The 22617-nt window shown below is 60.8% G+C and carries 19 protein-coding genes; 4 read left to right on the forward strand and 15 right to left on the reverse strand.

What is annotated here, in order from left to right:
- Positions 1–118: 118 nt before the first annotated feature.
- The 5 genes from M0814_RS18380 to M0814_RS18400 all read right to left on the reverse strand — a co-directional run bounded on the left by M0814_RS18380 (position 119) and on the right by M0814_RS18400 (position 8441).
- Positions 119–2047 carry a DUF1302 domain-containing protein gene (locus M0814_RS18380; protein WP_247868516.1) on the reverse strand — a complete coding sequence of 643 codons (1929 nt, stop codon included), beginning with the start codon at positions 2045–2047 and terminating at the stop codon, positions 119–121.
- A gap of 78 nt (positions 2048–2125) precedes the next feature.
- Positions 2126–3415 (reverse strand): phospholipase, encoded by a 1290-nt coding sequence (locus tag M0814_RS18385; protein WP_103485476.1) that lies wholly within the window; start codon positions 3413–3415, stop codon positions 2126–2128.
- Positions 3416–3655: 240 nt separating this feature from the next.
- On the reverse strand, positions 3656–5224 hold the full coding sequence (locus M0814_RS18390) for an FGGY-family carbohydrate kinase (protein ID WP_103485477.1): 1569 nt from the start codon (positions 5222–5224) through the stop codon (positions 3656–3658).
- A gap of 20 nt (positions 5225–5244) precedes the next feature.
- Positions 5245–6840, reverse strand: coding sequence for a glycerol-3-phosphate dehydrogenase/oxidase (locus M0814_RS18395; RefSeq protein ID WP_103485478.1), 1596 nt, complete (start codon positions 6838–6840; stop codon positions 5245–5247).
- A 5-nt stretch (positions 6841–6845) separates the two neighbouring features.
- Positions 6846–8441: an FAD-binding oxidoreductase gene (locus M0814_RS18400; RefSeq protein ID WP_103485479.1), complete on the reverse strand. Its 1596-nt coding sequence runs from the start codon at positions 8439–8441 to the stop codon at positions 6846–6848.
- 211 nt (positions 8442–8652) lie between these two features.
- On the opposite strand from M0814_RS18400, the gene M0814_RS18405 reads away from it, so the two are divergent.
- Together M0814_RS18405 and M0814_RS18410 are read left to right on the forward strand one after the other, a co-directional pair.
- On the forward strand, positions 8653–9669 hold the full coding sequence (locus M0814_RS18405) for an AraC family transcriptional regulator (RefSeq protein WP_027614133.1): 1017 nt from the start codon (positions 8653–8655) through the stop codon (positions 9667–9669).
- A 520-nt stretch (positions 9670–10189) separates the two neighbouring features.
- Positions 10190–10555, forward strand: a complete 366-nt coding sequence (locus M0814_RS18410; RefSeq protein WP_003221460.1) for a hypothetical protein — start codon at positions 10190–10192, stop codon at positions 10553–10555.
- Positions 10556–10810: 255 nt separating this feature from the next.
- Here the strand turns inward: M0814_RS18410 and M0814_RS18415 are convergent, their stop codons facing one another.
- Positions 10811–11179: a glyoxalase superfamily protein gene (locus tag M0814_RS18415; protein ID WP_007962133.1), complete on the reverse strand. Its 369-nt coding sequence runs from the start codon at positions 11177–11179 to the stop codon at positions 10811–10813.
- Between the two features lie 80 nt (positions 11180–11259).
- Between M0814_RS18415 and M0814_RS18420 the strand changes: the two genes are divergently transcribed.
- Complete coding sequence (locus tag M0814_RS18420) at positions 11260–11955, forward strand: hypothetical protein (protein ID WP_146774705.1); 696 nt, start codon at positions 11260–11262, stop codon at positions 11953–11955.
- A 235-nt stretch (positions 11956–12190) separates the two neighbouring features.
- On the opposite strand, the gene M0814_RS18425 is transcribed toward M0814_RS18420, so the two are convergent.
- The 8 genes from M0814_RS18425 to M0814_RS18460 all read right to left on the reverse strand — a co-directional run bounded on the left by M0814_RS18425 (position 12191) and on the right by M0814_RS18460 (position 21189).
- A complete protein-coding gene (locus M0814_RS18425; protein WP_103485481.1) occupies positions 12191–13657 on the reverse strand; it encodes a D-aminoacylase in 1467 nt (488 codons plus the stop codon).
- A 25-nt stretch (positions 13658–13682) separates the two neighbouring features.
- The gene (locus M0814_RS18430; RefSeq protein WP_103485482.1) at positions 13683–14321 is read right to left on the reverse strand and encodes a YdcF family protein; all 639 of its coding nucleotides are present in this window, start codon (positions 14319–14321) and stop codon (positions 13683–13685) included.
- A complete protein-coding gene (locus M0814_RS18435; protein WP_103485483.1) occupies positions 14318–15028 on the reverse strand; it encodes an HAD family phosphatase in 711 nt (236 codons plus the stop codon). Before M0814_RS18435 ends, M0814_RS18430 begins: the two co-directional genes overlap by 4 nt.
- On the reverse strand, positions 14994–16169 hold the full coding sequence (locus tag M0814_RS18440) for an MFS transporter (RefSeq protein WP_103485484.1): 1176 nt from the start codon (positions 16167–16169) through the stop codon (positions 14994–14996). Before M0814_RS18440 ends, M0814_RS18435 begins: the two co-directional genes overlap by 35 nt.
- Before the next feature lie 63 nt (positions 16170–16232).
- On the reverse strand, positions 16233–17954 hold the full coding sequence (locus M0814_RS18445; RefSeq protein ID WP_103485485.1) for a carbamoyltransferase C-terminal domain-containing protein: 1722 nt from the start codon (positions 17952–17954) through the stop codon (positions 16233–16235).
- A gap of 563 nt (positions 17955–18517) precedes the next feature.
- Positions 18518–19411 (reverse strand): NAD-dependent epimerase/dehydratase family protein, encoded by an 894-nt coding sequence (locus tag M0814_RS18450; RefSeq protein ID WP_103485486.1) that lies wholly within the window; start codon positions 19409–19411, stop codon positions 18518–18520.
- A gap of 103 nt (positions 19412–19514) precedes the next feature.
- Positions 19515–20426, reverse strand: a complete 912-nt coding sequence (locus M0814_RS18455) for a LysR family transcriptional regulator (RefSeq protein ID WP_103485487.1) — start codon at positions 20424–20426, stop codon at positions 19515–19517.
- 172 nt (positions 20427–20598) lie between these two features.
- Positions 20599–21189: an NAD(P)H-dependent oxidoreductase gene (locus M0814_RS18460; RefSeq protein WP_103485488.1), complete on the reverse strand. Its 591-nt coding sequence runs from the start codon at positions 21187–21189 to the stop codon at positions 20599–20601.
- 183 nt (positions 21190–21372) lie between these two features.
- On the opposite strand from M0814_RS18460, the gene M0814_RS18465 reads away from it, so the two are divergent.
- Positions 21373–21687, forward strand: coding sequence for a putative quinol monooxygenase (locus M0814_RS18465; RefSeq protein ID WP_027614144.1), 315 nt, complete (start codon positions 21373–21375; stop codon positions 21685–21687).
- On the opposite strand, the gene M0814_RS18470 is transcribed toward M0814_RS18465, so the two are convergent.
- Positions 21677–22441 (reverse strand): sulfite exporter TauE/SafE family protein, encoded by a 765-nt coding sequence (locus tag M0814_RS18470; protein ID WP_103485489.1) that lies wholly within the window; start codon positions 22439–22441, stop codon positions 21677–21679. The genes M0814_RS18465 and M0814_RS18470 overlap by 11 nt on opposite strands.
- Positions 22442–22617: the final 176 nt, after the last annotated feature.

The raw sequence follows: 22617 nt of genomic DNA on the forward strand, positions 1-22617 counted from the left end.
GCAGTTCCCCTGTGGGAGCGGGCTTGCTCGCGAAGGCGGTGTGTCAGTCACCAACCACTTCAATGACACACCGTATTCGCGAGCAAGCCCGCTCCCACAATGGATCTGCGTCTAGTCCTTAAAGGAAATACTTGAGGTTGAACCCGACGTTGTCGCGGTCGCGAATCCCGTTGTTCTGTCCGCCGCCCCAGAAGTTGGTGTATTGCACCTCGGCTTCGAGCTTGTTCTGGTAGTTGGCCTTGATCCCCAGGGTGTAGGCCTTGCGCCCGTCGATGGTGTTGCCGGCCTGATAGCTGTTGCCCTTGAAGTCGTCCTTGTAGACGACGTAAGGCGAGACGTTGACCCCGGCGTACACATCGTTCCAGGTGCCGTTGAACATCACCGTGTAGCTGTAGGAGTTGCGGTTGACCTGATCGTCACGATCACCGCCGGATACATAAGAGGTGTTGCCGGTACCGGCGTAATAACGCGTGCTGCCGTCGTAGGCGGTGTACTGCAGGCTGCTGCCGCGCAGGTGTTCAGAGGCCAGTTCGAAGATGCCGAACATCGAGTCGAACGACAGCGTCGGGCCGAAGTTGTAGATGCTGCCCAGCGAGGTATTGAACGCCTCCACGCGCTCGGCGTTGTTGATCTCGCTGTCGAGGGTGACCATCTGCCCGCCGACGTTGATCGCCTTGCCGGTCACCGCCACAGCGGCACCGTTGGCCAGATCGCCGATCAAGTCGTTAGTCGCGGCGATGCCGATCGGCAGGTTCGGCCGGTAGGCAATCTCACCGAACACCGAGGCCTGGCCCAAAGTGGTGTTGAAGCTGAAACCATACATGCGGATGTCTTCGGCATAACGCCGATGCGCCTGGATGTTACCCATCACATCAGCCGTCGCCAGACCGTTGGCCAGTGCCCCGGCCTGACTGCCGGCCACGCTGGACAGCATGTTGGTCAGGGCATTCATGTCGATGCCCTTGTAGCCCCCCAGATCAGCGGCGATGGTCGGCTCCTTGGCGTGGTAATTGACCAGGTACAGGCCGAACTCAGTGCTGTTGAGCTCCTCGGCGATGTAGCGGAAGGCGAAGCCGAACTGGCCGTCGTTGCGCGCGTTGTAGTCCTTGCCGATCGACGCCACTTTCAGCGTGTTGCCGTAGGCCGGGGTCACACCGTTGGCGTACAGGCCGGTGCTTTTCAGCGCCGGGCCGAGCAACGGGTTGTTGCCCAGTGCGCTGTACAGACCGATGACGTTGCCGAAGCCCGGCACCGGGGTATCGAGCGCGGTGCCGCTGAAGTTGTTGTAACCGGTGTTGCCGCCATCGGCGAACAGGTCGGTCTGCGAGTAGAAAGTGCCGACCGGGTCGATGCGGGTTTCCTTCCAGTTGGTCTGGTAGAAGCTCTCCAGGGTCAGCGAATCGCTGAGGCCGATGTTGAAGCTCACGGCCTCCACCGGCATCAGCACTTCCTTGACCTCGGCCCCCGGCAAACGGTATTTCGCCGCGTCCACCGGGTTGGTGGTGTTGATCCCGCCGCGATAGAAAATCCCCTCGCCCCAGTTGAACACCTGACGACCGACCCGCGCGGTGACCGGCATCTGCGCCACGTCCCAGTTGCCGTAGACATAGGCGTCGAGCATCTCGATCCGGCTGCCGGCGATGTCGCGGGTCTGGCTGGTGAAGCGGTCGTCCTGCGGGTAGCTCTGACTCGGCTGCGCCGGGTTGTTGTTGCGGTAGTAATCGTTGCGCTTGTCCATCAACTGGGTGTCGTAGAACGCCGTGCCGCGCAGGAACATCCCGTAGTTCTGGTAGTTGGCCTCCAGCTCCGAAGTGATCTTGTACACCTCGGAAACCAGTCCGGTGTCGAAGTTGCGATTGCCGTCGTTGGTATTGACGTCATCGTTATTCTTGTCGCGGCCCTGCACCCGCCACAAACGCCCATAGGACAGGGTCGTGTCGATCGAGCCGGTGACTTGATTGTCCAGCACGCTGAACTCGGCAGCCTGCAGCGCATCCACCGCGCAGAGTTGCAGCAGCCCTGCCAGGCCGACACCGGGAAGTGCCATGCCGGTGAGGCGCAATCGAGTGTTGATCATGGGTTCCTCCTTCCTTGTTCTTATTGTTTTTTTACGTGGCCGCGATGGCTACGGTGCCAGTCCCGCACGGACATAAATCCGGCTGTGCGCGCCGAAATGCCCGAGCAGTTTGAACAGCTGCTGATTGAGTGCCGGATGCTCGAATGTCTCGCGCTGCAACTGATTGCCGCTGCTGAAATCACTGGTCACCGGCGCCGTTTCCAACCACTGGCCGATGGCTTCATCGAACGCCGCCGAGTCCTCGACCGACTCGGCGCTGACCACTTCGCGCAAGTAGTCCACCGAGTACGGCGGATACTGTTGGTCTTGAGCGACATCGGCGTAGGCCGCGAGCATCGGATGCGCCTGACCGGCGCGTAGCACACGGCGCAGCCAGGTCGATTGATACTTTTCGATTTCCATATGGCGGGTGGCGACGCGCTCGATCGAGGCTTTTTTATCATCGGCAAAACCGGCCAGCGCCTTGCCTTCCAGCAGCAACAGACTCGGCAGTTCGACCCCGGGCAACGGCTTGGCGTGATACGGCTGGGTCAGGTCCTGCACGTGGTGCGCGCCCCATCCGAGAAAGCGGTAGCCCCAGTAAGAATGGCCAGTGGCGAACGCCAAACGCGCCAGCCCCAGGTACTGATAGGCGCGCCAGTCCGGCCAACTGCGCTGAAGAAATCCGGCAGCGGCATACACCACCGGGCTTTCATGAAAGAAGCCCATGTGGAAAGGCGCCTGCGAGCTGTACTGAAAACGCGCATCGCCGAACGGCTGCGGGCCGAAGCCATACAGCGCGCCGACCTCGCTGGGGTTATCGCTGAACAGATTGATGTCGTGACCGTAATCCGGCTCATCAGCAGCGGTCGCCAATACCGCCAGCGCCGCGACTTTCTCGCCGTCCGCCACGCGAATGAAACGCTGACGATTCCATGGCGAAAGCGTCTGCTCGACCATCACCTGATCGGCACTGAGGTGTTCGCGTTCGGGCAGGTCTTGGCCCGGCAGCGGCTGAATGACCATCGCCAGATGAATGCGCGGATTGAGCCGCAACGCAGTGAGAAAATCGTGGCGCAGATTGTCGCCCGGCACCGCGGGCAGCTTCAGATTGTCGGGGCGCGGCGGGTATTGGGTGAAGTGTTCACGGGCGAAGTTTTCCTGTTGCTCCAGCAGCGCGACCACGGCCGGATATTGCTCGGCGAGAAAACGCTCCAGCGGCTCGACCTCAACCGGCGGCGCATCGCGCAGCGTTGGCAATTCCTGCAACGCCAGATAGCTGCCCACCGTGTGGTTCGACCAGCCCCACGCCGTCGGGGCCATTGCACAAAGCAGCAACAGGAGAAATGTCAGCTTCATTGCTTTTAATTCTTATTGGAGGTGCCGTGGGGGTTGAGCCTAACAACCGCCCCCGGCGCTGACACTGTCCGATCTCACCAGAAAAAGTCTCCGATAGCGCCACATAAGAGGTTCCGATTCCACCGCATAACCTTGTGGGAGCGAGCTTGCTCGCGAAAGCGGTGGGTCAGACAAGACAATAGTGACTGACACTCCGCATTCGCGAGCAAGCTCGCTCCCACAGGGGACGGTGGTGGTCAGCTAAGCGGGGTAACCGGTGATTTTGCGGATGCTCTGGTACAACGGTTTGAGCTGGCGGTACATGCGCAGGTACACCTCTTTGTACAAACGCTCATAGACCTGCTGCGCCTCGGGCTGCGGTGTGAACACCGCGCCCACCCGCGTCATCGCGGCGATTGCCGTGGGGAAATCCGCATACAAGCCCAACCCCACCGCACAGCAGATCGCCGCGCCCAGCCCGGACGCTTCATACACATGCGGACGCTCCGCCGGCAGACCAAAAATATTCGCCGTCAGCTGCATCGCCGCATCACTCTGCGAACCGCCACCGGCCACTCGCAGGCGCTTGATCGACACCTTCGAGCGCTTCTCGATGTTCTCCAGCCCCTGGCGCAGCGCATACGCCAGCCCTTCCAGAATCGCCCGGTAAATGTGCGCGCGGGTGTGCACGTCGCCGAAGCCGATCATCGCGCCTTTGGCTTCGACACCCGGCTCTCGAATCCCCGGCGACCAGTAGGGTTGCAGCATCAGCCCCATCGATCCCGGCGGCACCGCATTCACCAGCGCATCGAACAGTTGCTCGGGTTCAATGCCCTGCTCTTGCGCCTGCTGCATCTCGCGCAGGCCGAACTCGTTCTTGAACCAGCTGACCATCCAGTAACCGCGATAAATCATCACCTCGCAGTTGTACTGATCCGGCACCGCCGAGGGGTACGGCGGGATCAGCGGAACGATTTCCAGGTAGCGCGAGCGAGTGCTGGTGATCGTCGCCGTGGTGCCGTAGGACAGGCACACCGTGCTCGCATCGACCACGCCGGAACCGAGCACTTCGCAGGCCTTGTCAGCGCCCGCAGCAATCAGCGGCAAGCCCTCCGGAATCCCCGTGTGGCGGCTCGCTTCGGCGCTGATGTAGCCAAGGGTTTCGCCGGGTTTGTGCAAGGTCGGCAATTGCTCCGGACGCACCGCCAGCGCCTGCCATTTCCAGTCGCTGGGTGCGGCCCATTTCAGGCGTTTGAAGTCGAACGGCAAATAGCCGACGCAACAACCCACCGAGTCGACAAAGCGCCCACACAAACGATGAGTGAGAAACCCGGAGAGCAGCAAAAACTTGTCGGTCGCCGCCCAGATTTCCGGTTGATGTCGGGCGATCCAGTTGGCCTCGGCCTGAGCGCGAAAATAATCCACGGTGGCCTGCGCGCCGACCAGTTTGAACAGCCAGCCCCACGGCCCCTTGATCCCGCCCTCGACTTCGCTCTGGCGCTGATCGAGCCACAGAATGGCCGGGCGCAGCGGCTTGCCCTGAGCATCGACATTGATCACCGTGCCGCGCTGAGTGGTCAGCGACACCCCGGCAATCTGCGAGCGATCAATCCCGGTTTGCGTCCATACCTGCTGACAGGCCTCGCCGAGTTTTGCCCAATAATATTCCGGGTCCTGCTCGGCCCAGCCCGGTTGCGTCGAGTAATACGCCTGCAACTCGACCTTGCCTTTACCGAGCAGATTGCCCTGCAAATCGAAGAGCAATGCGCGCACGCTCTGGGTGCCGTTGTCGATCGCCAGCAGGTAACGCGTGTTCGGGTGGTTATCCATGGCGCTCTCTTCAAGGGGCCTCAAGGCGTGGCATCCGGCAGACCGTGATGGCGTTGCCACAACGCCCGGTAACGTTGCAGCTCTTGCTGCCAGTGTGCATCGTCCCAGCCCAGGCGTGGCTGGCAGAGTTGGCGGATGGCAGCGAAATGTTCTTCGCCACCGCGCGCCAGCAACAGGCCCAGTCGGGTGCGGCGCAGCAACAGATCATCGAGGTGCAGCACCATTTCCGCCTCGCAGGCAAAGGCCAGCTCTGCCCACAAGGTGTCGGTGTTGCCGACCGTTTCGTGGCCCAACTCGGTGATCAGCTGCGCCAGTCGCGGCAGGTCACGACCGTGGCGTCCGGCCAGACGTCGCCACTGTTGCGGGGTGAGTCCGGGGATCGGCAGTGGCGGCACCGCTGCGAACACCGGCGCGGCATCATCTTCGAAATCGCGGCCAAGCATGTCGGCGCAGGCCTTGAGCACTTCGATGGCTTGCGGGCGAAACGTCGTCAGTTTGCCGCCGGCCAGGGTGACGCAACCCGGCTCCTGCCACAGCACATGTTCACGGGTTTCATTCGACGGCTTGCCTTGCTGTTCACCCGCCGCGCTGCCGACCACCGGACGCACGCCGGACCAGGTCGACAGCACATCGCTCGCCGTCACTTCGGCACCTGGAAATTGTTGCGTGCAGGCCGCCAGCAGATAGTCGAGTTCGTCGGCGCTGATGCTCGCGCTCTGGTCCAGATTCTCGCGATGATCGAGGTCGGTGGTGCCGACCACCGTCGCCCCTTCCCACGGAAAAACGAACACTGGCCGACGGTCGCGCGCATGCAAAAAAGTGAAGGCCTGCGCCACTGGCAAGCGCCAGCCCGGCAGCAGCAGATGGCTGCCGCGCAATGGCCGCAACTGTCGCGGAGCCTCGGGCAAACGCAGGCGCTCAGCCCACGCCCCGGTCGCCACCGCCAGCACGCCGCAACGCAATTGCAGCGACCCGCCCGCTTCGCAATCTTCGACCTGAACCCCGCACACCCGACCGTTTTCGCGCAGCAAATGTTCGACGCGCACCCCGTTGAACACCGCCGCACCATCGGCCCGCGCTTCGCGCAACACGCGCATCACCAGCCGCGCGTCATCGGTCAGCGCATCGACAAAACAGGTACCACCGAGCAGGTGGTTTTGCTTCACCCCCGGCGCCAGAAAACGCAGTTGCTGCGCGTCATGAAAACGATGGCTGCGGCGTCCCGCCAACGCGTCGTACACCGACAACAAGCCACCGAACACACGCGGCCCGGGAAAGCCGCCGCGATAGTGCGGCATCATGAAACTCATCGGCTCCACCAGCCCCGGCGCTTCGTCGAGCAGACGCTGGCGCTCGCGCACTGAATCGCGGGTCAGGCGCCACTGGCCCTTGGCGATGTAACGCAAACCGCCGTGGACCATTTTCGACGATCGGCTGGAGGTGCCCCAGGCAAAATCCCGTTGCTCCAGCAGCAGACAACGCCAGCCCCGCCGCGCCGCCGCGCGCAGGATGCCGGCACCGCTGATGCCGCCGCCGATGACGATCAGATCCCAGATTTCGTCGGCCAATGTCGGCAAGGTTTGCTGGCGCCACGCGGCGTTCCAGTCCGGGTGCATGATCGTCACTCCTGCAACAGCGTGCCGGGGTTGAGGCGCCCGGCCGGATCGAAGTGCTTGCTCAGCGCCTGCAAGGTGTCCATCGCCAGTGCGCCTTTCTCGCGCGGCAGATACGGCGCGTGATCCTTGCCGACGCCGTGCTGGTGGCTGATGGTGCCGTGGTTGTCCACGATGGTCTGGCTGGCCGCGTGCTTGAGTGCCTGCCAGCGCGCCAGCGTCGCCGGATAATCCGCCGCCGGGCGAAACACGTAAGTGGTGTAGATGCTCGAGCCTTCGCCGTAGACGTGGGACAGATGGGTGAACACATGCACCCGCTCGCCTTGCGCTGCCAAGGCATCGCGCAGGCTGTTTTCGATCAGGTTGAGCAGGTGGTCGACGTTGCTCCAGTCGGTGGCGGTTTCCAGGGTGTCGACCACGTAACCGGCGTTCCACAGGTTCTCGCGCAGGTAGGGGAAACGGAAGCGGTTCTGCGCCCACTTCTTGCCGAGCAAGGTGCCGGTGAACACGCCACCGAAGGCTTTCAGATGCTGCCTCGCCTGGCTCAGCGACAGCGCGTTTTGCCGACGGTTGCCGGTCACGCCGAAGGTCAGCAGGCATTTGCCTTCACCGGCACCGCGCAGGTTCAGGTACTTCTCCAGCCAGGCGATCTGCTGCGGATGCCCGGCCAGCGCCAGTTGGGTTTCGGTCTCCACCGCGTTCGACAAGCGCAGCATCGACAACGGCACCCGCGCCTGCGCCAATTGGCGGATCGCTTGCAGCGCCTTGCTCCAACTGGGCAGGAACACCCCGTAAAAACGCTCATCGACAGGCAGCGGACTGACCCGCACTTTGACTTCGGAGATGATCCCGAAACGGCCCTCGCACCCGAGCACCACTTCGCGCAGATCAGGCCCCGCTGCCGAGGCTGGAAAGGTCGGAATTTCCAAAGGCCCGGCAAAAGTTTCCAGGGTGCCGCCGGCGAACAATTGCTCGATACGCCCATAGCGCAACGACTGCTGACCGCTGGAGCGACTGGCGACCCAACCGCCCAGCGTCGACAACTCCCACGACTGCGGGAAATGTCCCAGCGTGTAGCCGCGAGCGCGCAGCTGACTTTCCACCTGCGGGCCACTGGCACCGGGGCCGAACGTTGCCAACTGGCTCTGCTCGTCGAGGTCGATCAGGCGATTCATCCGTGCCAGCGACACGGTCACCACCGGCCGCGTCGAATCCGGCGGATTGATGTGCCCGGCCACCGAGGTGCCGCCGCCGTAGGGAATCAGGCACAGGTCCTGCTCATGGGCGAGCGCCAGCAATTGACGGATCTGCTCGGCGGTTTCCGGGAACGCCACCGCATCCGGATAGTTGCCCAGCGCACCCTCGCGCAGCGCCAGCCAGTCCGGCAGGCTCTGGCCCCGGGCGTGCAGCAGACGGTCATGGGCATCGACGCTGTACAAGGTGTGCGCCGCCAATCGTGAGAGCGGCACCCGCGCCAATGCCGACTCCAGCGTGGCATCGGGCAACGCGCGCCCGGCTCCCAGTCGTTCATGGAGAAAACTCGCGCCCTGGGCCGGCAGTTCGACCACCGTTGTTGCCTCTCCCCAGCCGTTCCAGCGTCGCATGCGTGTGTCCTTCTTATGCAGTCTGATCAGTGATGTGGCAGGCCTCCATACTAGTCAGCGACCAAAAAGTGTCACGGTCGCATCCGGCCAGTTCGAGTAGCCAATTGAGTCAAACGTCGCGCAAGTGCCAGCCATTTACTTTAGTCGGGGTTTCAAATTACCTTTCAGGCATTCATTCGCTCACGCAGGCCTTGATCAAGGAATTCGGATCATGCAATCGCTCGGCTTCACCTCGGTTCCGCCGCTGCTCAAATACGTGCGCCATGCCGAGCAACTGGGCATGGCCATCGAGCCGGCGTTGGCGGCAGCCGGATTGCAGGCACAGCAACTGAGCGACAACAGCCTGCGCCTGCCGGGCGAAACCCATGAGCGCCTGCTCGATTATTTCTGCGAGCACTCGGGCGATCCGCTGTTTGGTCTCAACGCGGCCAATTTCGTCCTGCCCAATTCCTGGAGCGTGCTCGGTTACATCACCATGAACTGCGCGACTCTGGGCGATGCCATGAGCCGGATCATGCCGTTCGAAAAACTGGTGGGCGACATGGGCGTCAGCCGCGCCGAAGTGCAGGACGGTCATGTACACCTGATCTGGACTTGCCGCTACGAGCGTCCGCGGATTCGCCGGCATCTGGTGGAAAACGTCCTCGGCTCCTGGCTGCAATATGCACGCTGGATCGCCGACACGCAGATGTCGCCCGCCGCCGTGTGGCTGGAACATCCGTGCCCGCCAGACGCCACCCAGGCGCAGTACGAAGCATTCTTCGATTGCCCGGTGCTGTTCGAACAGGCGTATTCGGCGCTGATCGTGCCGCTGGCGTATCTGCAATTACCGCTGCGCCAGGCCGATGCGCAATTGCTGCGTACGCTGGAAGAACACGCGATGGGCTTGATGGCGACGCTGGAGGATGCATCGCTGGAGCAGCGGGTCAAAAGCATCCTGCGTCAGTTGCTCAAGGAAGGCTTGCCGCGCAAGGAACAGGTGGCCGAGCAGCTCGCGGTGTCGGTACGCACGTTGCAACGCCAGTTGCATCAGGCGGGGACGTCGTATCAGCAGATTCTGGATGATTTGCGTCAGGAGCTGGCTGAGCATTATTTGCTCAACAGCACGTTGCCAATTCAGGACATTGCGCAGTATCTGGGGTTTACCGAGCCGAGGTCGTTTCATCGTACGTTCAAGAGCCGGCGCGGGATGCCGCCGGGGGAGTTTCGGCAGATGCATCGGGGGTGATTATTCTGGCCTCATCGCTGGCAAGCCAGCTCCCACAGTGACCGGGTCGTAAACAAAATCTGCGGCTCGCACATAACCCTGTGGGAGCTGGCTTGCCAGCGATGGCGCCAGTGGCCACACCAAAAACCCGACAGACAATTCCTCAATTTCAGCCGTCCGATAAACCCACTGCAGCCCCTGTGTTTAAAGACACTCAGTGTTACGCCCTACTGCCTACAAATCCTTGCGCCGCTGCCTACGGCTACGCCAGAATCCGCTGGCTTGTGCGCCTTGGAGCCCGTCGGTAACTTGAGTCCGTCACTGATTTCCAGTGATCGGGTTTAGTAGCCCGAGGTTCTTCCAGGGTGCATTGCACATCAAACAGTCAGGTATTTTCCGCCTGCGCTCTATGGTGGCTGTGCGCAGGGCGCTTTCGAGCGCGCCGGTTCCCTGGGTCCCCGGTCTACTAACCTGCGCACAGCTGCCACCTCTTCTTATTAGTAGAGAAGCGGTGATGGCTCCTACTTCAGGACCCAAAATCATGTTCAAAGTTACGCCAAACCCACCGGACACCGGTCCGGCCTCCCCCTACGAATCCCCCGAATCAAAGAAATTCCACGAAGCCGCCGAGCGCGCCCTCGACCATTACCTCGGCCCACCGACGCCCGCCATCATGGCCACCCCGTACCAGCCCAATCGTCTCTACATGGCCAACCCGGCCAGCGGCACCGAACCGTTGCTGGCCGACGCCAGCGAAACCCTGGGCTCGGCCACCGTGATGCTCAACGACTTTGCCGGCCTGCTTGAAGGCTCGCACCGCAAGACCCTGCAAGGCATCGCACAAGTGGTGATGGTGGCGGAAATCGCCGTCAATCGCGTGCTGGATCAGTTAGTGCCAACCGAGTAACGAAAAAGCCCGCGGCAAAACCTTAGTGGTTTGGCAGCGGGCTTTTTTGTATGGCGTGAATCTTTTTCCCTCACCCCAACCCTCTCCCGGAGGGAGAGGGGGCCGATCGAGGTGTCTGGCGTCGTACATCGACCTGAATGACCGAGTCGATTATGGATTCGGTAAAGGAGGTTCAGGTCGGCGTATTACTCGAATATCCCAGGGTCAGTCCCCTCTCCCTCCGGGAGAGGGTTAGGGTGAGGGGCTCTTCTCAGCTCAAACACTGATCGCGTTGGTAAACACCAACCGATTACCAAACGGATCAGCAATCGTCATGTCCTGACTGCCCCACGGCATCGCCTGAATCTGTGGGTGCGAAAACTTGTAGTCCTTGGCCACCAGTTGCTGCTGGAACGCCTCCAGCTCATCGGTCTCGATGCGCAGCGCCGAACCCGGCGTCGCATCGCCATGATGCTCGGACAGATGCAGCACGCACTCGCCACGGGACACCTGCAGATACAACGGGAAGTTCGCTTCGAAGCGATGCTGCCAATCGATCTTGAAACCGAGGAAGTCGACGTAGAATTCCAACGCCTTGGCTTCATCGAAGATCCGCAGGATCGGAGTGGTTTTGCCGAAGCTCATGGGGTGCTCCCTGACTGGTTGGCCCAAGAGTTTAGCTGGGCTGGATGTCAGCAATTCGGCTTGGCGATGGCTTTCTTTAATTGCAATGTGCCATCACCAAGGGCAGACCAAGAAATATCCTCGCGCATGTGCCGCTGGTTGTGATGTTTTTGACGTCCCACAAAGATGCCGTTCGTCGGCACCTGTCAGATCTGACAGGTGCGCAATTTGTGCAAAGGGTTCCAAATGGGCTTAAGCACTCATTGAGTGCTGCAATCAGGAAAGAATCACCTGTAAGCCTCCATGAAATCCATACAAACCAATCAAGGAGAAATACTGAAAGTTTGCAGTTCTATACTGTGAAAGCGAAACATTCGCGACCACACTCAGAAGCATTGCAAGCGGAATGTATTTGTAGACAAATGAAAATAGAGTCAACGCCTGAAATAAAAGAAAACGACATCAAAGTCACTCAAGACTTTCTACCCGACCCTGAAATACTAGAGGCTGTCAAACACGTCATCCCGTGGGAAGCACTCGAAAAAGGGTTACATTTCAAAATCCCAAAATTTGAAAACATGGCGGGTCACATCCACTTTCAGCTGATAGGTGCTGGCAACACAGGCCGCGCTTATGCGTTCACTCACACAGGAGATGACCGCGATGTAGTGATTGCGCTGCCTGTAGAGGACTTTCTTGGTCTTAAAGGGCCAGCTCGTGCGGTATACCTGAAGGACCTCGAAGTTCCGCCCCGGCAATCACAATTTATCTCATACACCGTAACATCCAGACCATGAAGTTCGAGGGCTCGGCGGTACCGACTAAAATTTCATTCAGAAAACTTTAGTCCACTGCCTTGCGAATAAAATAACGGCTAACCGCAGGAGACTCGGAGCACGGACAATTAAGCCTTGCTCGACAACCTGTGTTCAGCCGTTTTCAAACTTCGCTTGATTACAACTTTAAAACTCCCAACGCTAAAGTTTCATCAAGTGTTTTGACTCATCAAGCTGGCGCCCACAACGCTGCCTCTTAATATGCCGCTGTGGCAAACTTTCGAAAATCATCCACTCTCGCCAAAAACCGTCCTGCTCTTTGCCCATTCGCCTGCCCATCGCGATAACTCAACACCCCATTGACCCACACCCCATCAATTCCCTGCGCCGCTCGCTGCGGATCAGCGAAGTCCGCCACATCCCGCACGGTCGCCGGATCAAACAACACCAGATCCGCCCAGTGCCCTTCACGAATCTCGCCGCGCTCTTTCAAGCCAAACCGCGCCGCCGACAGGCCGGTCATCTTGTGCACGGCGGTGTGCAGCGGAAACAGCCCGACATCGCGACTGAAATGTCCGAGTACCCGTGGGAAAGCGCCCCACAGGCGTGGATGCGGAAACGGGTCTTCCGGCAGTCCGTCAGACCCGACCATCGACAGTGGATGCGCGAGGATTTTTCGTACATCGGCCTCGTCCATGCCGTAGTACACCGCGCCCGCCGGTTGCAGGCGTTTGGCAGCGTCGAGCAGTGGCACCTTCCATTCGGCGGCGATGTCGATCAGGTCGCGACCGCTGACTTCGGGGTGCGGCGTCGACCAGGTGATGGTGATGCGGTGGGCGTCGGTGACTTGCTTCAGATCCAGCGTCGAAGAGCTCGCCGCGTAGGGATAACAATCGCAGCCCACGTGCTGGGTTTTCGCTGCTTCCTCCAACGCCGCGAGCAACTGCGGACTGCGCCCCCAATTACCGACACCGGCGCATTTGAGGTGGGAGATGATCACCGGTGACCGCGAGTGACGGCCAATGCTGAACGCTTCTTCCATCGCCTCCAGCACCGGTTCGAATTCACTGCGCAAATGGGTGGTGTACACCGCGCCGAATGCCGTCAGCTCTTCGGTCAGTTGTTTCACTTCGTCAGTGGAGGCGTTGTAGGCACTGGCGTAGGCCAGGCCTGTGGATAAACCGAGCGCGCCGGCTTCAAGGCTTTCACGCAATTGCTCGCGCATCGCGGCGATTTCATCTGGCGTGGCGGTACGGAACAAGTCTTCGAGGTGATTGCTGCGCAGTGCCGTGTGGCCGACCAGTGCAGCGACGTTCAGCGTGGTGTTCGCCGCTTCGACGGCGGCGCGGTAATCGCTGAAGTGCGGATAGACGAACGCCGCTGCGCTGCCGAGCAGGTTCATCGGGTCCGGCGGATTGCCTTTCAAACTGACCGGCGAGGCGCTGATCCCGCAGTTGCCGACGATCACCGTGGTCACGCCCTGGCTGAGCTTGGGCAGCATCTGCGGCTGGCGGATGACCACGGTGTCGTCGTGGGTGTGCACGTCGATGAAACCCGGGGCGAGCACGCGGCCGGCGGCGTCGATTTCTTCCGTGGCGCGAGCATCGTGCAAGTCGCCGATACGTTCGATGCGCCCGTTGAGAATCGCCACATCGGCGCGGTAGCCGGGCGTGTTGCTGCCATCGATGACGGTGGCGTTGCGGATCAGCGTGTCGTATTGCATGTCTGTCTCCCGGCGGGAGTCAGCGTCAACTCCTGCCCTTGATCAAATGGTGATCGAAGCCTTGCTCCACCAGATACCGCCAGGCTACCTGAACCTCTTCGGGGATGACCTGCTCGACCTGAAAACCCAACGAAGGGTAAACCATGATGCGGTGCACATCGCCGACCATTTCGTCGATCAGGCCCAAGACCCCGATCAGATTGCTGACGTCATCGGGAAATCGGAACGACGGCGCATCCACAAAGGCTTCCAGGCCGGGCCATTGCACGGGCAGAGTCAACGCCACGCGCCGGATCGAATTGGGCTTGGTCAGAAAGGTCGCGCGACGCACGTCGGGAAACATCGCCCGGGCAAACGCAATGTTTTCGGCAAAATTGGTCGCGCGGGTCTCCAGGGTGAACTGCTCTGCCCTCACCCCTTGCGCCAGGGCGTGTTGGGCAAAAATATCGGCTTCGGTGCGTTCCCACAAATGTCGGGTCCAGTTGCCGGTATTGCCGGTGAACAACAGGTGGGGGGCCACGCCGTCTTTCAGGAGTTGGCAGGCGTAATCGCAGACCCGCAGGTCGTAGGAGCCGCAGACTACGATCAATTCACTGGCGCTGTGTTGGCGCCCCGCACCGAGGAATTTCCAGAGCACGCTGGCGTGCTGCAACGTCAATGTCATGAGCGGGCAAACCTCCGGGTCGGGTGCGCGTTGATGGACAGCGCTCCATCGGCATAACCGTGCGCGCCCACACCGTTCAGCCTAAGCGCAAGCCGGGTGAAATCGGCATACACGCCTGCAGCGCCATGCGCGGTCAGCGTCGGGTCGTCGCCAATGCCGATACACAGCGCACCGCTGCTGATCGCCGACTGCACACCGCTGACAGAGTCTTCGAACACTAGGCACTCATCACTTTGCCGGCTCAGTTGTGCTGCGGCCAGGCGATAGGGATCGGGCGCCGGTTTGCCGCTGCGCACGTCGTCGCGGCAGATGATGCTGTCGAACGCCGAAGTCAGGTCGTGTTGCTGCAACACGTGCTCGACCCGCGCCCGCCAACTGCTGGTGACCAGCGCCAGGGGCACGCCGTGCTCCCGGAGTCGGGCGATCAACGTCGCGACGCCCGGCACCAGCGCACAATTCGTCACCTGCTCGATGGCGTCGACTTCACGCTTGATCGCCACCCGCTGTGCTTCGTCGAACTCGGCAAACAAGGTCTTGAGGGTGTAACCACCGGGACGGCCGTGGATGTGCTCGTCAATGAACGCTTGATCGACGCTGATCCCGTACTCGCGCGCCACGGTGGTCCAGGCGTGTTCAATCACCTCGCGCGACTGAATGAGCACGCCGTCCATATCAAAGCAGACGGCTGTAAACGTTTGTTGAGCCATGAGTTGCACTTCGCATTTTCTGATGAGCAATGAACGCCAGCACCGTTCCGACCAACGCGAACAGCGCCATCACGTAGTAGGACCACTGCGGCCGGGTCTGGTACAGGTAGCCGGCGAAAGGTGTGGCCAGGCCCATGGGCAACGCCACCGCCAGGGAGTAATAAACCCCTTGAGTAAAGACCTGAATATCCTGCGGTGCCTGGTCGCGAATAAAGCGCATGATCGCCGCGTGGTAGGCGGCAAAGCTCAGCGCGTGCAGGCACTGCCCCAGCAGGATCAGCGACACCGCGTCGCTGTTGGAAAACAGCGCCCAGCGCAGCGCCGCACAGACACTGGAAAACATCACCAGGGACAATGGTGCGCAAAACGCCAGGACCTTGTTGGAGAGCGCGAACCAGGTGATTTCCGCAATCACGGCCACCGCCCAGAACATGCCAATCGCCGAGGAAGAGAAGCCCTTCACCCCCCAACCGATCGAAGCCGTGGAAAAGTACAGGGTGTGGCTGAGCTGAATGAAGCTGGCGGCAGCAATCGCGATCAGCAGGCTCTTGTGTGCCAACAGCGCTTTCCAGTCCGGCCGTTTGCGCGCCGGGCCGGGCGGCGCCAGATGCGCCCGCGACACCTGGCGCTTCAGGCGCAGACACGCCACGGCGGTGAGCAACATGCTCGCCGCGATCACCAGCGGTACCCACGACTGGCTGTACTGCGCAAACAGAAAGCCGCCGAGGGTCGAGGTCAGGATAAACGCCGAAGAGCCTACCGCCCGCACCCAGCCGTAATTCTGCAGGGCCAGTTTGTCGCGCTTGAGCAGGTAAGACTCGGACAACGGCAAGACCACCATCCACAGCCCGCCAAACAGCACACTCAGGCACACGAACATCCACAGGTGCGCCGGGATGAAGTAGAACAGCAACGTACACATCGCGGCGGTAACGCTCAGCACAGCGGCGAGCCGCAACTGATCCACGCGCCAGTCGGCCACATAGGTGATCAGCACCCCGGTCACCACCTGCGGCCAATACGCCGCGGCGATCAGCAAGCCGATTTCACTGGCACTGAAGCCCAGGGAATCCAGCCAGGTCGGCCAGAACGGATAGATGATCCCTTCCGCCGCAAAGAACCCGAAAAAGATTAAATACATTCGTCAACCATGCGCCTGACACTCCAGAAACAGGGCTCCCCGGGGAGCCCTGAATACCATCCATTATTCGAAGCGTTGCTGGGTGAAGCTGTTTTTGCCCTTGCGCCAGACGATCAGCGATTCACTCATGACCACCAGATCGACCATGCCTTCCTTCAGCGCATCCAGTGCGTCCTGGGAAGAGCACACGATCGGTTCTTCGTGACGATTGAACGAGGTGTTGATCAAGGCTGCCTGACCGGTTTTCTGGTGCCAGGCCGTCAGCAGGCGATGCATGAACGGGTCGCTCTGCGGGCGAATGATCTGCGGGCGCGCGGTGCCATCGATGTGCACCACCGCCGGACTCGCCTCGCTGAATTGCGGATGACAGTCGTAGGTCATGGTCATGGTGTCGGCGGCCACTTGCTCCTCGTCCCAACCGACGTAGCAGGCCGGCGCCTGCTCGATGGCGGTGACCGGGCCGAAGGGCATGAACTCGGTGCGATGCATGCGTTTGTTGAGCCAGTCGTTCACCTCGGCATCCTGGGCGTGATAGACGATGCTGCGATTGCACAGCGAACGCGGGCCGAACTCCATCTTGCCCTTGAACATGCCCAGCACCTGATTTTCCGTCAGGGCCTCGATCAGCACGTCGATGATGTTCGACGGCGTGTGATAACCGAGCTCAGGGTAGTCGCGATTGATCAGGTTGATGTTCTGCGAAACGTTGCGCGATTCCGGGCCAAGCATCATCGACGGATTCTTGAAGCGGGTGCCGTTTTCCAGGTACGCGACACCGACTGCCGCAGCCAGTGCCAGGCCGCCATCGCCCATGCACGGCAGCACGTAGACGTCTTTCACGCCCGGAATCTCGCGCAGGCGCTGGTTGAGTTTGACGTTGCCAAACACGCCGCCGGCCAGGCACAGGTTGGCGCTACCGCGCTGCGCCAGATGATGGGTGACGGTCGCCACCAGCAGATCTTCGCTGTGGCGCTGTACAGCGGCGGCGATGTCCTCGGGGGTTTCCCGGGCAAACAGGGTTTCCAGCGGCGCGCTGTAGGTGTTGTAGGACGGCAGGAACATATCGCCGCAGCGCGCCTTGATGCGGCCGTCTTCGAAACGGATCATCTGCTGCATCACGCCCAGCAGTTTCTGCGGATCGCCGAATGCGGCCAGACCGGTGACCTTGCCTTCGTGCCGGTTGGGTTTGTAACCGAGCAGGTGGGTGATCCGGCCGTAGAAATAACCGAGGCTGTCGACACTGGTTTCGCGTTGCAGCACCGTGGTTTCTGTCGGGCTGTACCAGGTGACGGTCAGCGACTGAAAATCGCCGCGTCCGTCGCAGGTCAGGGTCAACGCGTCCTCGAACGGCGAGCAGACATAGGCACCGAGCGCATGGCACTCGTGGTGATCGATGTAATACGCCTTGCCTTGCAGACCGTTGGCGACAATGTACTGGTCGAATTCGCCGCGCTTTTCCTTGTCGTTGTTGATTTCATCGGTCACACGCTGACGGAACTGCGCAAGGCCCTGGGGATTATTCCTGACCTCCTCGACAATGCGATCGAAGTACAACTCCAGATGTTTGTCGGCACTGAACCCGGCGTTCCATCCATAGGCGACATGATCGACGTCTTCCAGTGACACACCGGCCTGGCTCAACACAAACTCGATGGACTTGGCCGGCCAGATTTTATGGTCCTTGATGCGGGTGAAACGTTCTTCACTGACCGCTGAAAGAATCTGACCATCGCGTACCAGGCAAGCACCCGCCAAATCATTGTTCGTAATACCCAAAATGATCATAACTATTCCTTGTTTTCGCCAATTGAGGTGACGGCTTCGCCCACGCGCGTAGCGTGCAATGCAACAACCAGAGTCAATGACAGATGCCGGCCGTCATGGCCGACCATTACTCGTCGGGAGATAGCGGATTGATGTAGGTCCGCCGGGGGGATACACCTTCACCAGAAGGCATCAATGGGTGTCGCCATCGCAAATTCCTTTTGCCGGAAAACTCCATGGGCGGTGCCGTGCTGAACGGGCCTCATGCCTGCAACACGTGGAGGGCGACATGCATCGCAGCCGCCCTCGTTTCACCGGGGTAGCAGCCTAGTCGGTAATTTCCCGAGCACCCGGCGAAGTCCCCGCTAAAAATTAAATTCCACTGGCAGCCGCTGTGTTTGCGGGGGGTTACCGGGACAAAAAACTGGCGATTGCGGCGTTACCTTCAACTTCTCTGTGGTTTCATCCAGCGCTTTCGCGAGCAGGCTCGCTCCCACAGGTTGATTGCATTACTTCAGCCAGAATGCGTTCTACTTGTGGGAGCGAGCCTGCTCGCGAAGGGTTTGATGCGGTGCAGCGTAAACTCACACCATTTCGTTACGAATCCATTCAACCACCGACGTGCGCTTCGGTGCCCAGCCCAGCAGTTCGCGGGCGTGTTTGCCGCGAACGCGGCTGTTGGAGCCGAGGCCGTAGTTGGCCATTTCGTAGCCCCACTCGGCTTCGGCGTCTTGCAGTGGCCAGTCTTGTGGCTCGCCGAGGTTCAGCGCCTGGGCCATGGCGGTGGTCATGTCGATGAATGAGGCTTCGCCGCTTTCGACAAAGTAGAAGGTGCCGGGCACGTTTTTGGTCAGCGCCAGCAGGTACAGGGCGACGACGTCTTCGATGTGCACGTTGGACCAGATGTTCTGGCCAGTGCCGACATGGCGCACCACACCGCTTTTGCGCGCTTGTTTGAGCAGACGTGGCAACTGCACGCTGTCGCGATTGACGCCCAGGCTGTGGCCGTAGATCAGGGTGTTGCAGATCACCGCCGAGTTCACGCCGTCCTGTGCGGCAGAGAGGATCAGGTTGTCGATGGCCACGCGGGCAGCCTTGTCGACGGTGGGTTCCGGCAGGTTGTCTTCGTAGTAGATGACGTCGCTGGACTTGCCGCCCGAGGCATCGCCGACGATGCTCGAACCGCTGGTGTGCAGGAACACTTTGTTCGAACCGCGCAGGGCATCGAGCAACGCTTCGACCGCGCCGCGATGGTCACTGCTGGCGGCGTTGATCACCGCATCGGCGGCGCGGGCCTGTGCGGCCAGCAGCGCGGCGTCTTCGAGGGTGCCGATCACCGGGGTGATGCCCAATGCCTTGAGCTCTTCGGCCTGTTCGGCGCTACGCACCAGACCCGTGACGGTGTGGCCGGCCTGGACCAGACCGGTGGCGATGGACCCGCCGATGAATCCGGCAGCGCCGGTGATGAATACGTTCATGGAGAAACTCCCTGCGTGAATAAGTGATGCAGCGAGTATCGACCGCTAACCCCGGTGGAAAAACCCGCGACCAGCCAAATCACTGTTGCGCAGGGATCACGAATCAACCCTTGAAATCGGCGCTGGCGTAGGCCGCAAGTTTGCTCTGGATGAAGTCGAGGAAGCACTGAATCCGCAGCGCCAATTGCGAGTTACGGTAGTACACCGCGTTGATCGGCTGGCGATAACCGCTGTTGAATTCCGCCAGCAGCACCTTGAGGCGCCCGGCGCGGATGTCGTCGATGGTCATGAAGTGCGACAGGCAGGCGATGCCCTGGCCTTCCAGAGCCAGATGGCGCACGGTTTCGCCGCTGGAGGCGCTGATCGCCGGGGTGATCGGCCAGCGGTCGCCGTGCACGTAGCGCAGCGGCCACTGGTTGAGGCCTTCGTTGTGGGTGAAACCGAGCAGGGTGTGTTCGCTCAAGTCGGCGACCTGCTGCGGCGCGCCGTGCTGCTCCAGATACGCCGGACTGGCGACGATCAGCAACGGGCTGCAACCCAGTGAGCGCGCATGCAATGTGGAATCGGCAAGGGTGCCGATGCGGATGGCGACGTCGGTGCTTTGTTCCAGCAGGTCAATGATCAGGTCATTGCTGTTGAGTTCGAGCTGGATGTCCGGGTACAGGCCTCGGAACTCGTCGATGTACGGCACGATGGCGTGCAGCATGAACGGCGACGCGGCGTTGATTCGCAGGCGTCCGGACGGGGTTTGCTGGCGTGAGGACAGACGCTCTTCGAGGGCATCCATCTGATCGAGAATCAGCTTGGCCTGCTCGAAGAAGTACTTGCCCTCCTCGGTCAGGTCCATGCGCCGCGTGGTGCGGTTGATCAGCGTGGTGTCGAGCTTGGCTTCCAGCCGCGACAGTGTGCGGCTGACCGCCGAAGGGGTCTGGCCGACCTGCTCGGCAGCGGCGGAAATCGAACCGCATTCGATCACGCAGACGAAAATCTGCAACTCATCGGATCTGGCTTTCACGGAAACTCTCTAATCGAATGCGTATTCATCGTGGCGAGGGAGCTTGCTCCCGCTGGAGTGCGCAGCGCTCCCCTGCGATTCAGGTAGAAGCGAGGGCCGCTGCGCAGCCCAGCGGGAGCAAGCTCCCTCGCCACAGGATTTGGCCAAGCTATTCGATAGTAGCTTGATTCACTCAAGCCTTGAGAGCGAACACCTCTTTCAGATGCTGCTCATACCGCGCCACATCATTCTCGATGTTCGGGCGCTTCATCACGTCCACACAGAGGAACGTCGGCAACCCGGTCATGCCCAAAAACTCGTTGGCCTTGTGGAACGGAAAATAAACCGCGTCGACACCCTTGGCTTCAAAGAAATCTGTCGGGTCATCAAATGCCTGCTGCGGCGCGTTCCAGGTCAGCGACAGCATGTACTGCTTGCCCTGAATCAGACCGCCGCTGCCGTACTTCTGCGACGCATCGGAACGGGTGCGGCCATCGCTGGCATAGAGGCTGCCGTGGCCTTCGGTGAAGACTTCGTCGAGGTACTTTTTCACGGTCCACGGCGCGCCCATCCACCAGCCCGGCATCTGATAAATGATCACGTCGGCCCAGAGGAATTTGGCCACTTCTTCCGCGACGTCGTAACCCTCGTCGATGAACGTGGTTTTGACATCCAGACCGCCGCGATCCAGCACGCTCAGTGCAGTTTCGTGCAGGGTCGCGTTGTAACGACCGTCGGAGTGGGCGAATTTCTTGCCGCCATTGAGCAACAACACTTTTTTCATGAGAACGCCTCGGTGCAGCCTTGGGGCTGGAGGAAGATGGGAAAAGGAATGGCGGCAGGTTAACGGCCCATCTCGCGCGGAATAAGCCGCGCTGGCGCAAAATACATTTGATCAAAAAGCACGAATCGAATGCCGATTGTTGCAATAACATTTCCGGCCATCTGCATTTGAGGAGTTGTTTCGATGAGTGAACGCCACGGTTTCATCCTGCACGCCAAGACCCGCCCGGAGAAAGCCGAGGCCTTCGAAGCGTTGTTTCGCGCCTATGTCGAACCGAGCCGCGCCGAGCCCGGCTGCATCGAGTACCACATGCTGCGCGACAAGGAAGATCCGACGCTGTTCATCTTCTACGAGATCTGGGAAAGCCAGGCGCACCTGGACGTGCACTCGAACCTGCCGCACATGCGCGAGTTTTTCGACAACCGCATGACGTACCTGGAGCGTGATTTCGATATCCGTCGGATCGACATGCTCAGCGCCTCATCGGCTAGCCGCTGATCAGCAGATGGGCGCCGAGTGCGCCCAGTCCGACGAAAAATACTCGCTTGAACAGCACGGCGCTGATGCGCTGACGCAGCCACTGCCCGAACCACATGCCCAGCATCGCCGGGATTAGCACCAGCAGCGAGGCAGTCAGCTCGCCACTGCCCAGCGCACCGCGCCAGAACAAGCCGCCGGCCAGCGCCAGGGTCGAAACCGTGAACGACAGGCCCAGCGCCTGCACCAGTTCATCGCGACTCAAACCCAGCGCCTGCAGGTACGGCACCGCCGGAATCACGAACACACCGGTGGCCGAGGTGATGACGCCAGTGATCATCCCGCACAGCGGGCCGAGCCACGGTTCATGCCGAGGATTGACCTGTAGCGTCGGCAGCAGCAACCCACTCAACGCATATAGCAGCAGCGCCGCGCCCAAGCCGCGCACCACCCAATGCCCGCCTGCCATGCCGATCGACAACGTGCCGGCTGCGGTGCCGAGAAAGATCATCAGCAGCATCGGCCACAGGCGTTTGATCAGCCCTCTCAGATGCCCGCCGAAGGCCAGTTGCCAGACATTGGTCAACGTCGCCGGAATGATCAGCAACGCCGCAGCCTGCGACGGGGCCATAGCCAGACCGAGCAGGCCCATGGCGACGGTGGGCAGGCCGAGGCCGATCACGCCTTTGACCAGGCCGGCCATGATGAAGGTGGCGATGACCAGCAATGACAGGGCAAGGCCGAGGTTCTGGTAGAAATCTGCGAGTGTGTTCATGGCGCTACTGTGCGCTTTCACGGATGCGCCGAAAATCTGCCATATACTGAGGCTGCCTCTGCCAATACAAGAGGCTGTTAATTGCGTTGCGGCTGATGGCCCCTTCGCGAGCAAGCCCGCTCCCACAGTGGATCAGTGGTGAATCCAAAACTGTGGGAGCGGGCTTGCTCGCGAAG

Source organism: Pseudomonas sp. MWU12-2020, assembly GCF_023100605.1.
Classification (GTDB): domain Bacteria; phylum Pseudomonadota; class Gammaproteobacteria; order Pseudomonadales; family Pseudomonadaceae; genus Aquipseudomonas; species Aquipseudomonas fluorescens_H.